The sequence below is a fragment of the Winogradskyella eckloniae genome (assembly GCF_013249045.1).
GTDB classification, from domain to species: domain Bacteria; phylum Bacteroidota; class Bacteroidia; order Flavobacteriales; family Flavobacteriaceae; genus Winogradskyella; species Winogradskyella eckloniae.
Genome location: NZ_JABRWP010000005.1, coordinates 320,021 through 332,041 on the forward strand (window position 1 = coordinate 320,021; position 12,021 = coordinate 332,041).

General features: G+C 32.3%; 14 protein-coding genes. 7 read left to right on the forward strand and 7 right to left on the reverse strand.

Translation table 11 applies throughout. From position 1 onward, the window contains the following. Positions 1–93 precede the first annotated feature (93 nt). Entirely contained in the window at positions 94–744 is a 651-nt protein-coding gene (locus HNV08_RS11080) for a peroxiredoxin-like family protein (protein WP_173281380.1), read from the forward strand. 224 nt (positions 745–968) lie between these two features. Here the strand turns inward: HNV08_RS11080 and HNV08_RS11085 are convergent, their stop codons facing one another. Together HNV08_RS11085 and HNV08_RS11090 are read right to left on the reverse strand one after the other, a co-directional pair. Next, positions 969–1,829, reverse strand: a complete 861-nt coding sequence (locus tag HNV08_RS11085) for a hypothetical protein (protein ID WP_173281381.1) — start codon at positions 1,827–1,829, stop codon at positions 969–971. A 5-nt stretch (positions 1,830–1,834) separates the two neighbouring features. Then, positions 1,835–2,653 (reverse strand): HipA family kinase, encoded by an 819-nt coding sequence (locus tag HNV08_RS11090; RefSeq protein ID WP_173281382.1) that lies wholly within the window; start codon positions 2,651–2,653, stop codon positions 1,835–1,837. Between the two features lie 210 nt (positions 2,654–2,863). Between HNV08_RS11090 and HNV08_RS11095 the strand changes: the two genes are divergently transcribed. The 4 genes from HNV08_RS11095 (at position 2,864) to HNV08_RS11110 (ending at position 5,223) form a co-directional block, all read left to right on the forward strand. Then, entirely contained in the window at positions 2,864–3,238 is a 375-nt protein-coding gene (locus tag HNV08_RS11095; RefSeq protein ID WP_173281383.1) for a VOC family protein, read from the forward strand. 1 nt (position 3,239) lies between these two features. Beyond that, positions 3,240–3,566 (forward strand): hypothetical protein, encoded by a 327-nt coding sequence (locus HNV08_RS11100; RefSeq protein WP_173281384.1) that lies wholly within the window; start codon positions 3,240–3,242, stop codon positions 3,564–3,566. 165 nt (positions 3,567–3,731) lie between these two features. Next, positions 3,732–4,274, forward strand: coding sequence for a DUF4287 domain-containing protein (locus HNV08_RS11105; RefSeq protein WP_173281385.1), 543 nt, complete (start codon positions 3,732–3,734; stop codon positions 4,272–4,274). Between the two features lie 136 nt (positions 4,275–4,410). Continuing rightward, positions 4,411–5,223: a hypothetical protein gene (locus HNV08_RS11110; protein WP_173281386.1), complete on the forward strand. Its 813-nt coding sequence runs from the start codon at positions 4,411–4,413 to the stop codon at positions 5,221–5,223. A 12-nt stretch (positions 5,224–5,235) separates the two neighbouring features. Here HNV08_RS11110 and rimO read toward each other — a convergent pair whose 3' ends face one another. Further along, a complete protein-coding gene (rimO, locus tag HNV08_RS11115; protein WP_173281387.1) occupies positions 5,236–6,540 on the reverse strand; it encodes a 30S ribosomal protein S12 methylthiotransferase RimO in 1,305 nt (434 codons plus the stop codon). A gap of 125 nt (positions 6,541–6,665) precedes the next feature. On the opposite strand from rimO, the gene HNV08_RS11120 reads away from it, so the two are divergent. Both HNV08_RS11120 and HNV08_RS11125 read left to right on the forward strand, forming a co-directional pair. After that, positions 6,666–7,745, forward strand: coding sequence for a serine hydrolase domain-containing protein (locus tag HNV08_RS11120; RefSeq protein ID WP_173281388.1), 1,080 nt, complete (start codon positions 6,666–6,668; stop codon positions 7,743–7,745). 132 nt (positions 7,746–7,877) lie between these two features. Beyond that, positions 7,878–10,058, forward strand: coding sequence for a T9SS type B sorting domain-containing protein (locus HNV08_RS11125; protein ID WP_173281389.1), 2,181 nt, complete (start codon positions 7,878–7,880; stop codon positions 10,056–10,058). Between the two features lie 24 nt (positions 10,059–10,082). Here HNV08_RS11125 and ftsY read toward each other — a convergent pair whose 3' ends face one another. From ftsY to rpmB, 4 genes are all read right to left on the reverse strand, one after another. Then, positions 10,083–11,057, reverse strand: a complete 975-nt coding sequence (gene ftsY / locus HNV08_RS11130) for a signal recognition particle-docking protein FtsY (protein ID WP_173281390.1) — start codon at positions 11,055–11,057, stop codon at positions 10,083–10,085. Between the two features lie 240 nt (positions 11,058–11,297). Beyond that, positions 11,298–11,450, reverse strand: a complete 153-nt coding sequence (locus HNV08_RS11135) for a DUF4295 domain-containing protein (RefSeq protein ID WP_008271041.1) — start codon at positions 11,448–11,450, stop codon at positions 11,298–11,300. A gap of 8 nt (positions 11,451–11,458) precedes the next feature. Beyond that, the gene (gene rpmG, locus HNV08_RS11140) at positions 11,459–11,641 is read right to left on the reverse strand and encodes a 50S ribosomal protein L33 (protein ID WP_173281391.1); all 183 of its coding nucleotides are present in this window, start codon (positions 11,639–11,641) and stop codon (positions 11,459–11,461) included. A gap of 31 nt (positions 11,642–11,672) precedes the next feature. After that, complete coding sequence (rpmB, locus tag HNV08_RS11145) at positions 11,673–11,909, reverse strand: 50S ribosomal protein L28 (RefSeq protein WP_173281392.1); 237 nt, start codon at positions 11,907–11,909, stop codon at positions 11,673–11,675. Between the last annotated feature and the right edge of the window lie 112 nt (positions 11,910–12,021).

The following is a 12,021-nucleotide window of genomic DNA, read 5'->3' on the forward strand; positions in this document are numbered from 1 at the left end:
TAAAATTAAAGACTATCTTCAGTTACTAGAATATGGGTAAATTGAATTTTTATTAAAACATTTAAAAAAACTTACTCAAATTTAATACCTAATATGAAAACACTAAAAGAACAAACCGACGCTAAAATTGCAGCAGGACGAAACGCAAAACCTGAATTTATGCAAGGTGTAGATGATGTCATAGCTAAAGCAAAAGCCTTTGAAGACGGAAAAGATGCTCTAAAAGTTGGTGATAAAGCTATAGAATTTGAATTACCAAACCCAAAAGGACAACCGATTTCATTATCTGGCTTACTAGACAAAGGACCTGTTGTAGTTACTTTTTATCGTGGTAGTTGGTGTCCTTATTGCAACTTACAATTAAGAGCATTACAAGCTAAACTTAGTGAAATACAAGCTTTAGGTGCAACTCTAGTTGCTATTAGCCCAGAAGTACCAGATGATTCTTTAACTGAAAATGAAATTAGTAAAATGGAATTTACAGTGCTGTCGGACCAAGATGCTAAAGTTGCCAAACAATATGGTGTAGCTTGGGAAGTCCCTGAGTTTTTAATGGAACATATGCGTGTAGATCGTGGACTAGATTTAAAAGCCATTAATAATGGTAACGCTAATGTTTTACCAATTCCTGCGACCTTTATTTTAGATAGAAATGGCATTGTAAAATGGAATTACGTCAATGTAGATTACAGAACGCGCTCTGAACCTGATGAAATTGTTAAAGTGCTAAAAAGTATGAGTTAAGCGATAGTAAAAAGCTTGTGAGTTGCTGAATAAATGGTGTTTTGCCTTATTAACAATTGATGATAAAAAGCTATATGTTTAAGAGTTAGATACTTGTATATAAATCTTAAACAAGCTACCTTCGTTTAACGTTAACGATGGATGTAAAATATTGAAATGCTTTTATATCTGCGAGACAATAACATTAAGATCTAGATGAGAGCAACAAGCCTACAAGTGAATTATTATTCGGAATCGGAATCTTTCTCAAAAAATGGAGTAACACTTTTTGATTTAATATATTCCTGTATCATTTCTGTTTCATTAACATCAACATATTCAACCAAATGACTTTCCATTACATGTTTCCATGTTCTATGGTTTTTTGGATGGTCTTTTTTATTAGGTTCTTGTCCAACTAAAAAATATTTTCCTTTTTGGTCACGAGAATAATCAACAGCTTTAGAAAAAGAAACAAAGCTAGTTAAATCGTGTTCTAAATTATAATGACGCTTTACAAAATCAATGGTTTGTCCTGCTACTACAACCCCATTCTTTCCAATAAAATTTACATCAACAGGAGTTAAAAGCTCTTTGAAATCTGATGATTTTAATGTAACATTCAAGTTTACATTTTCTTCTATTTTCGTATATAATTGAGCTTTTACTCTAGAATAAATAGTGGCTTTTTTTACCTTAGCAATTTCATCTTCCAAATGAAACACGAATTTTTCGAATAATCGTTTGAAATTATTTATTTCTATATCCATGTCGATTTTTCTAGGTTCTGAAAACATAACCAAATTATTAGAATATCTATTCAAATAAGAAAAATAACCTTCATTTATCCAATCATTAGAATTGTTTAACTTTAAATCAAATTGACCTAATTTGTTATTTTCAATTTCATCATTAACTAAATTATTCAAATAGTTCTTTAAAATTGAAAATTTATGTGATGATATTAAACTTTTAATTACATTTAACTTAGAATTAGAAACTCTAATTATTGATTCATTACCATTAGACATAACCATTCCTATGCTAATTTTCTCTTGAAAATCAGAACCTAATGGTAAATATATTATGCTAAAAAAAGTTTTCATTAAATTTATAAGTTAGTCTGAATCAATTCTCTAAAATGTAATACACAACTATTACACCAATCATTGTTAAAAATATTTTCTCTAAGTAAAGTTTCAAATTCAACTACATTGAAGTTCCATTCTAACGGAATACTAAGCAATATATTGCTTAATTCTTGCTCACACCTTTCCACGCAAAGGTAAAAATCTTGTACAATTTTATCAACAATTTCTGTTAAATTATTCACATTACCAAATAAAATCGTCGCAAGTTCAGATGTGATAAGTGATTCATCTTCAGTAATTAATTGAATTCCATGAATTAAAGAACTTGTATTAAAGATTGCTCCATGGTCAAATACATTAAAATAATACTTCCCACTTTCACTTTGGTCTAAAATCAAATTACTGTTACCTTGATGTCTATCGTCATTTCCTATCCAGATATCAAATAATGCTATTTTTAACAAATCCTCTTTATTAAGAATCTTCCGTTTAAAAGCTGTTTTCTTGAATGAAGCTAATAGAGATTTATCAATAACTTGACCTTCTTTAAGTAATGAAGAGCCAAAGCATGGCTTATTAAAAAAAATCGGTTGTAATTGCGGAGCAAATTTACTTGGTACATGCTCTCTATCTACAGTAATTAATGCGATTTCAGGAGTTCTCAAATTCCAATTAATAGCAAATAGAGAACCTATTATTTCGTTAACTAAAGGGGAAATTGAATTACGACTATGCTTACATACCCAATCAGTCAAGTCTGTACAAGTAACCAATATGGGAATATCACCTGTGGTATACATATGCTCAGACTTAAATAAACTGTTCTTTCTTTCTATCATTTATATATTACTCACACGTAAAGATATATTATTTTTTAATAAGATTTTTAATTTTAATTGATTAAACACCAGCACCTAACACCGTATAAAATTCATTGTTAGTTAAATCCTAATTACTTAACTAACGCGTTGCACATATTATTAAAAAACATCCAATAAACCTCATAATCAAAACTTTCATTATCTTTAAGTCAAACAAATTATTAGATTATGAAACTAGGCGCATTTTCAGTAAGTCTCGCTGTAAAAGATATTAAAGCTTCTAAAACCTTTTATGAAACATTAGGATTCTCCGTTTTTGCAGGAGAGATAGAAAACAACTATCTCATTATGAAAAACGAAGCAACTCTTATTGGCTTATTTCAAGGCATGTTTGAAAACAATATTCTTACCTTTAATCCTGGTTGGGATCAGAATGCACAAACTGTAGAACAATTTGATGACGTACGCGAGATTCAAAAGCATTTAAAATCTAAAGACCTTTTGTTTGCAAGTGAAATTGAAACTACAGCATCAACAGGACCTGCGAGTTTTGTGGTTTTAGATCCTGATGGAAATGCTATTTTAATAGATCAGCACGTGTAACATGACTTGGGAAGACACCTTAAAAATATATGATGATATAACAGAAGCCTGCAACGGATTTGAGCGCAAAGGCAAAAAGATGATTTACACTTCCTCAAACGGTTATATGTTTACATTACTCAATAAAGACGCACAAATTGGCATACGTTTACCTAAAGACGAAGCCCTTAAATTTAAGACTGATTACAATTCTGACGATTACTATTCTTATGGTGCAAAAATGAGAGATTATGTCTTGGTACCAGAAGCACTTTATACTAAAAAGGAACTTTTAGTAACGTATTTTGAAAAAAGTTTCGCGTATGTCAATAGCTTACCTACAAAGTAAAAACACTTAAAACAAAAAATACCAGATCACAAAACTGACTAAGGCATAACACGACAATAAAACAATTTGCATCCTATTATGTTTAATTGACCTGTTCATTTTGATTAAATTTATATTCAATTATAAGACACACAATGACGTCTTAAGTCACTAAAAACGGAATACATGGAAAAAGCATTACAAACAATGATTAATAATATGCCTGAAAAAACAGGTAAATCATTAGACCAATGGAAAACAATTTTAAAAGCAAAAGCATTTGCAAAACATTCTGAAGGTGTAAATTTTCTTAAGAAAGAACATGGTGTAACGCATGGCTTTGCTAACACTATTGTAACATTATCTAAAGAAGAAAATAATTCTGCAGACGATTTAGTTGCTAATCAATATAAGGGTAAAGCTTCATTGTTTCCTATTTATGAAAAACTGCATGCTATACTTGAAGCCTTTGGTAGTGATGTTACTATTACACCAAAGAAAACAAGTGTAAGTTTTATAAGAAAACGACAATTTGTGCTGATAAAACCTGCGACTAAAACACGCATAGATTTAGGATTAAAATTACCTGAGAAACCAACAACGGATAGACTAGGCAATTCTGGACCTTTTGGAACCATGTGTACACATCGTGTACAGATCACAGCAATAAGTGAAATAGATGATGAATTAATTACCTGGATGAAAGAAGCGTATACTAAAGTAAATTAAGAACACCGTTTTAAGAGATTAAGCACTATAAATTGTGCATTCACAAAGAATTTACACTTTTTTCACAATTTATTTTACAATAACATTTCCATTCAATAATACATTTGAATCTATTCATCTCAAAAAACAACAACTTATGAAAAAACGTATTATTATTTTCGGAACAGCATTAGCTCTATTCAGCATCCTATTTTTTGGTTTAACAAATATGGAAACAACTAATGCTAAAGATTTAAGTGTAAAAAGCAACGACAGTATTGCTACAGATAGTACCATGAATTATGGGCCGTATTTAAAAAAACTACCAGAATTGTATTATGGTGTTGACGCTCGCTTTGAAGCCGTTAAAAAAGCAGATATACAAACAGCAACAAGTATTTATGATTTTCTAAATGAAGACGAAAAAAATCAAATAGAAGACATAAAATCCGTAAATCTTATAGTCGTCAAAGACAATCAACTATCAGGATTTCAAGAATATGGAACCACTGCGCAACTCACAAAAGCTCAGATAAAATTGTTGAGATCCTTAGATTATTTTAATCATTTTACAATTAGAACAGAATTTAAAGGAAAAAACAAAGAAACTGGTGTTATTGAGGATAAGTTCTTTGGCCCTCATATTACTATTGTACCAGAACAACAAGCCACTTATGTCGATGGCAAACAAGCCTTAATTGCCTATCTCAAAGAAAACAGTTTAGAAGCATTAAATGTTATAACGGACAACCGACTGAATGCCATAAAGTATTCATTTATAATTTCCAAAGAAGGTAAAGTTAAAGACGTTAAACATGATGCTATGGAAACAGGATATCCTTCTATTGATAAAAAATTTAAAGAACTCCTACAAAATATACCAGGTCAATGGCTACCTGCAAAAAATAGTCTTGGCGAAAAAATTGAACAAGAACTCGTTTTTACGTTTGGTCCAAGTGATGGCTGTTAATTAGTGTAATAACTACGCTATAACTTCGCCATATAAATCAAAATCTTCAGCTTCAGTTACCTTTACAGTGGTATATTCTCCAGTTTTTAGATACACTTTAGATGCATCAATAAGCACTTCGTTATCAACATCTGGAGAATCATACTCTGTTCTACCAACAAAATAATTTCCTTCTTTTCTATCAATAACAACTTTAAACTCCTGCCCTATTTTAGCTTGGTTCAATTCCCATGAAATTTGAGATTGAATTTCCATAATTTCATTTGCACGTTGCATTTTTACGTCCTCAGGCACATCATCCTCCAAATTATAAGCATGTGTATTTTCTTCATGAGAATACGTAAAACAGCCTAAACGTTCAAAACGCATGTCTGAAACCCATTGTTTAAGTTCTTCAAAATGTGCTTCTGTTTCGCCTGGATAACCAACAATAAGTGTTGTTCTAATTGTCATTTCTGGCACAATCGCTCTAAACTCCTTTATTAATTTAGTCGTCTTTTCTTTAGTAGTACCACGACGCATAGATTTTAAAAGATCATCAGAAATATGTTGTAATGGAATATCTAAATAATTACAAATCTTTGGCTCACGATTCATAACATCTAATACATCCATAGGAAAACCCGTTGGAAAAGCATAATGCAAACGGATCCATTCAATCCCTTCAACTTTTACCAAATGCTCTAATAATTCTGCGAGATTTCGTTTTTTATAAAGATCTAAACCATAATATGTTAAATCTTGTGCAATCAATATCAATTCTTTAACACCTGAAGCCGCTAATTTTTCAGCTTCCGTTACCAAATTTTCAATAGGTGTACTTTTATGCTTTCCTCTCATAATAGGAATAGCACAGAAACTACAAGGTCTATCACAACCTTCCGCTATTTTAAGATAGGCGTAGTTTTTTGGCGTTGTCGTTAAACGTTCTCCAATTAATTCGTGCTTATAATCTGCACCTAGCGCTTTTAATAAACCAGGCAACTCAGTAGTACCAAAATATTGATCTACATTTGGGATTTCTTTTTGTAAGTCTGGTTTATAACGCTCACTTAAACAACCAGTAACAAATACCTTATCGACATCGCCTTCCTCCTTTTTCTTCATGTACTCCAAAATGGTATTTACACTTTCTTCTTTGGCGTTATTGATAAATCCACAGGTGTTAATCACTACAACATTTCCTTCTTCTTCATGTACAACGTCTTTGCCACTTGCTTTTAGCTGACCCATTAAAACTTCACTGTCGTAAACATTTTTACTACAGCCTAATGTAATAACGTTGATTCTATTCTTTTTTGTAGTCTTGGTTCTCATGCTTTTTATAAATCAGTTGGCAAAGATACGGAATGATTTACGATTTATGATTGAAGTTTTACATTTCAAATATGCTGGTTATTAAACCTTTTGTATATTTTAGAGTCTTAATTAAAAACTTAACCATGAAATCTTATCAATTTACCTCAATTTTGCTCCTATTTTTAGTGTTTTTGTCATGTTCAGATGACGATAGCAGTTCTGATGATGTAGATCCTCAACTTGAGGATATTTATTTTCCTCCTAATAATTCAGATACTTGGGAAACAAAAACTATTTCAGAATTAAACTGGAATGAAGACCAACTACAGCCACTCTTAGATTTTTTAGAAGAAAAGAATACCAAAAGTTTTATAATTCTCCATAATGGCAAAATTGTAGTAGAAGAATACATGAATGGCCATAATAGCAACACTACTTGGTATTGGGCAAGTGCCGGAAAAACGTTAACAACCGCAATTTCTGGTATTGCGGAACAAGAAGGTTTTATCGATATAAATAATAAAGTATCTGATTATGTTGGTACGGGTTGGACAAGCGCTCCTGCTGAAAAGGAAGATTTAATTACATGTCAACACCTACTATCTATGACATCTGGTTTAGATGATGAAGCAGGCGATGATATATCTCCAGAAAATCTACAATATGTCGCGGACGCTGGTACACGTTGGGCTTATCACAATGTATTTGTAAAAATGCAAGACGTTGTAGAAGAAGCGACAAATGAAACTTGGGATAATTACTTTACAAATAAACTTAAAAATCCAATTGGGATGAATGGTAGTTGGACAACCCTAGGAAACATTAATGTATATTGGAGTAACACCAGAAGTATGGCAAGATTTGGCTTATTAACCTATGCCAATGGTAGCTGGGAAGACACGCAAATTTTAAATGAGAACTTTGTAGTAGAAGCAACAAACACTTCTCAAGATATTAATTTAGCCTATGGCTATTTATGGTGGTTAAACGGTAAATCTACATATCATTTACCTCAAAGCCAAGTTGAATTTCCAGGAGAACTTATTCCAGATGCACCTAGTGACACCTTTACTGCGTTAGGGTTAAACGACCAAAAAATATATATTGTTCCTAGCAAAGAATTGGTAGTAATAAGAATGGGACAAGCAGCTGATAGTGAAAACTTTGCCCTTTCTAGTTTTGACAATGATTTATGGGTAAAGATTAACACCTTAATTAATTAGCCATTCAAATTAGTTTTAGTTTAAATTTTAAGCGCATTAAACGCAAGTTATATTTAAAAACGACATCTAAATACTAAAAGCTACTCTAAACCTAGGTAGCTTTTTTTTAGTCACGTTTTAAATATTTATAATTTGTACATTAAACAGTTACTCACATTTATTTGTCTCTTATTATTCTTTTTGCAATCTCATGCCCAATTATGTGAAGGAAATTTAGGTGATCCCTTGGTAGAAATAGACTTTGGATCTGGCACTACGAGAGGTGCTGCATTAGGCAGTGACATCACGGCATTTACGTACAGTAGCGCTGGAGAATTAGATGAGGGCGAATATACCATAGCCAATACTACAAGTGGACTAAAAGGAAATGCTTGGCACGTTACCAGCGACCACACAGGTAACACCAATGGATATATGATGGTCATAAACAGTGCTGTAATTGCCAATGAAGGTGTTTTCTATACCAAAACAGTATCAGGATTATGCGCTAACACAACCTACGAATTCTCGGCATGGCTCATAAATATTATGAATCCATCTGTTGGTACTGACGAGTATCATCCTGATGTTACTTTTAGAGTGAGTGATACTTCTGGAAATATTTTAGGATCGTATAATACTGGCGATATTCCTCAAACATCTAGCGGAAGCTGGCTACAATATGGTTTCTTCTTTACCTTAGAAAATGACACTGAAGTGGTCATAACAATATTAAACTCTGCACCAAGTGCGCATCCTGGCAATGACCTTGCTCTAGATGATATTGCCTTTAGACCATGTGGTCCTACCATTACAAACTCAATAAATGACGAATTAGGAAGCACAATCACATTGTGTGAAGGTAATTCTGCCCAATATACATTTCAAGCTGATGTCTCATCTGGTTATCTAGATCCTCAATACCAATGGCAATTTTCAGATGACTTAGGCATAACTTGGGTAGATATCGAAAACGAAACCACTACTAATTATAATTTCACAGAAACTGATACACCAGGAAATTTTCAATATAGAATTACGGTTGCCAATGGTATTAATATCGCATCTACGTCATGCAGAATTGCTTCAGAAATATTTGATATAACCATTTTAGAAAAACCTGAAGCTTTAACTGGAGAATATGAACAAGTATTTTGTACAACACAACAAGCAACTGTAGCTGATCTTGAAGTAAATTCTAACGCAGTTTGGTATGACGCAGATACTAATGGCAACGTAATATCTAATGAAACACTTCTTATTGATGGTAATCTCTATTATGGTGCTCAAATAACAAATGCTGGTTGTGAAAGTGATGAGAGAATTGCTGTAGAAGTAAGTATGATAGTACCAACATTAGTTGTAAATGATTTATCTATTATTTTATGTGACACAAATAATGATGACATAGAAGTAACCGATTTAACTTTTTACGAATCTGACATAACAACATGTACAGACTGCAATTTTAGTTATTTTGAAAACTTAACTGATGCTCAAAATTACAATGAAGATGGCATTATAGAATCCATTAATTATTCAACAAATTCCGAAACGAATAGCGTTTTTGCTAGAATAGATTCTTCTGACAACTGTTATCAAATCGCTGAATTAACCATTGATTTAGAACCGACTCCCATTATATCAATTTCAGATGTTGTTGGTATTTGTGAGGATGAAGATTATATAACAATTGATGCTGGCTCAGGTTTTTACAGTTATTTATGGTCTACAGGAGCCACTACAAGTACTATTAATATTACAAATGAAATGATTGGAAATTATTCAGTTACGGTAACGGAAAATCATTCGTCATACTTATGTGAAACCACAAAAACTTTTGAAGTGCTACAGTCTAATACTGCTGTGATTGCGGATATTGATATTGAAGATTGGACAGACAACAACAATGCCATCACTATTTATCTATCAGAATTAAGTTTAGGCGACTACGAATATTCTATTGATGGTTTTTATTATCAAGATAGTCATCGCTTTGAAAATTTAAGTTCTGGTGAATACACGGTTTATGTCCGAGACAAAAATGCATGTGGTATTACAGAACAGGTTGTTTACCTTTTAAATTATCCAAAGTTTTTTACACCAAATGGTGATGGTACTAACGACACATGGTATATTAAGAATGCAGCAACAGAACCTTCTCTACTCGTCAAAATATTTAATCGATACGGAAAACTATTAAAAGTTTTAGACGCAAATGCAGTTTGGGATGGCACTTATGATGGCAACCCATTACCTACATCAGATTACTGGTTTGTGGTTACAAGAACAAATGGTTTAACCTATAGAGGTCATTTTACGTTGAAACGGTAACTGACTTCTACGAACAGGAAACTATTATTTGAAGAAAGAATCTACAAATTCATATTTATTAAAGACTTGTAAGTCTTCTATGCCTTCGCCTACTCCAATATATTTAACAGGTATTTGAAATTGATCGCTAATACCAATGACAACGCCTCCTTTAGCAGTTCCGTCTAATTTAGTCACTGCTAAAGAGGTAACTTCTGTCGCTGCTGTAAATTGTTTGGCCTGCTCAAAAGCATTCTGACCTGTAGAACCATCTAATACTAAAAGTACATCATGTGGTGCATCACCAACTACTTTTTGCATAACACGTTTTACCTTTGTTAACTCGTTCATAAGGTTAATTTTGTTATGCAAACGACCAGCTGTATCAATAATAATAACATCTGCATCTTGGTTAACACCAGACTGTAAAGCATCGAAAGCCACAGAAGCAGGATCAGAACCCATTTCTTGTCTTATCATAGGTACATCTACACGATCTGCCCAAACTTGTAATTGATCAATTGCCGCTGCTCTAAAAGTATCAGCAGCACCAAGTACTACCTTTAAACCTTTCTTTTTAAACTGATACGCCAATTTACCTATAGTCGTTGTTTTACCAACACCATTTACACCAACGACCATTAGTACATATGGTGTTTTTTGTCCATCTTCTTGTTTTGGCAATTCAGGAATGGTATACTCTGTTTCTTCTCCCGATTTTGTTTCAGAAAGTAGTGCCGCAATTTCTTCTCTTAAAATTTTATTTAATTCAGAAGTTCCTAAATACTTGTCTTTTGCTACGCGTTCTTCAATACGTGTAATGACTTTTAATGTTGTGTTTACACCAACGTCACTTGTAACTAAAATCTCTTCGAGATTATCAAGGACATCATCATCAACTTTAGATTTACCTGCTACAGCTTTATTTAATTTACTAAAAAAAGAGGTTTTAGATTTCTCTAAACCTTTATCTAGGGTTTCCTTCTTTTCAGAAGAGAATATTTTTTTAAAAAAACTCATTTTTGTTGTTAGGTTAAACATCAGCGCTAAAACTAGTCTAGCCTGATAATAATTTTATAAAAACTATTATACAACAACCTTGCCTATAGTCATTTACTGCAAAGATGTCATGTATTGGTTTTACTCATTTTAAGCAATGCCATCAGCCTCTTATAAAATAAAGCATGATCTGCTCAAATATAAACATAAAAAAACTGCTTCTAAAAGAAGCAGTTTTATAAATCTTTAAAAAAATAAAAATTATTTTTTGTTTAAAAAGTCATTGACAAATTCTGGTGCCATAACTGATTCTACAAACATGTAAGCTCCAGTTTTTGGTGATTTTACCATTTTAATCGCTTTTGTCAAACGCTTTGATCCTGTCTGTAAAGACGCTACTGATTTCTTTGCCATGTCTTAAATTATTTAATTTCTTTATGAACTGTCATACGCTTAAGGATAGGATTAAATTTCTTAATCTCCATACGATCTGGCGTATTCTTCTTATTCTTTGTTGTAATATATCTTGATGTTCCTGGCTTACCAGAAGTTTTGTGCTCTGTGCACTCTAAGATAACCTGTATTCTATTTCCTTTTTTTGCCATTGTAAATTGACTTAAGCGCTAAAAAACGCTATTATTTGTAAAATCCTTTTGCTCTAGCTTCTTTTAACATTGCTTCGATACCAATTTTATTGATAGTCTTTAATGCAGATGTAGAAACTTTTAATGTTACCCACTTATCTTCTGAAGGAATATAAAAACGCTTTTTCATTAAATTTGCATCAAATCTACGTCTCGTTTTATTCATAGCGTGAGAAACATTGTTCCCAACCATCGCTTTTTTCCCAGTAAGTTCACAAACTCTTGACATTGTTTTCTTTCTTTAGGTCTATTAATGTTTTTCTGTTAACTCTTAATTTTGTTCCAGTATTCTATGGTATTCCCTGTAAACACTAGCATTAAGAATCTAAAATCCGAATCAG

What these genes read in the sequence shown, in the direction of transcription:
- rimO (WP_173281387.1), bottom strand. Translation starts at nt 6,540, where the DNA reads ATGAGAACCAAGACTACAAAAAAGAATAGAATCAACGTTATTACATTA.
- rpmG (WP_173281391.1), bottom strand. Translation starts at nt 11,641, where the DNA reads ATGGCAAAAAAAGGAAATAGAATACAGGTTATCTTAGAGTGCACAGAG.
- HNV08_RS11095 (WP_173281383.1), top strand. Translation starts at nt 2,864, where the DNA reads ATGAAACTAGGCGCATTTTCAGTAAGTCTCGCTGTAAAAGATATTAAA.
- HNV08_RS11090 (WP_173281382.1), bottom strand. Translation starts at nt 2,653, where the DNA reads ATGATAGAAAGAAAGAACAGTTTATTTAAGTCTGAGCATATGTATACC.
- HNV08_RS11135 (WP_008271041.1), bottom strand. Translation starts at nt 11,450, where the DNA reads ATGGCAAAGAAATCAGTAGCGTCTTTACAGACAGGATCAAAGCGTTTG.
- HNV08_RS11120 (WP_173281388.1), top strand. Translation starts at nt 6,666, where the DNA reads ATGAAATCTTATCAATTTACCTCAATTTTGCTCCTATTTTTAGTGTTT.
- HNV08_RS11080 (WP_173281380.1), top strand. Translation starts at nt 94, where the DNA reads ATGAAAACACTAAAAGAACAAACCGACGCTAAAATTGCAGCAGGACGA.
- HNV08_RS11100 (WP_173281384.1), top strand. Translation starts at nt 3,240, where the DNA reads ATGACTTGGGAAGACACCTTAAAAATATATGATGATATAACAGAAGCC.
- HNV08_RS11110 (WP_173281386.1), top strand. Translation starts at nt 4,411, where the DNA reads ATGAAAAAACGTATTATTATTTTCGGAACAGCATTAGCTCTATTCAGC.
- rpmB (WP_173281392.1), bottom strand. Translation starts at nt 11,909, where the DNA reads ATGTCAAGAGTTTGTGAACTTACTGGGAAAAAAGCGATGGTTGGGAAC.
- HNV08_RS11105 (WP_173281385.1), top strand. Translation starts at nt 3,732, where the DNA reads ATGGAAAAAGCATTACAAACAATGATTAATAATATGCCTGAAAAAACA.
- ftsY (WP_173281390.1), bottom strand. Translation starts at nt 11,057, where the DNA reads ATGAGTTTTTTTAAAAAAATATTCTCTTCTGAAAAGAAGGAAACCCTA.
- HNV08_RS11085 (WP_173281381.1), bottom strand. Translation starts at nt 1,829, where the DNA reads ATGAAAACTTTTTTTAGCATAATATATTTACCATTAGGTTCTGATTTT.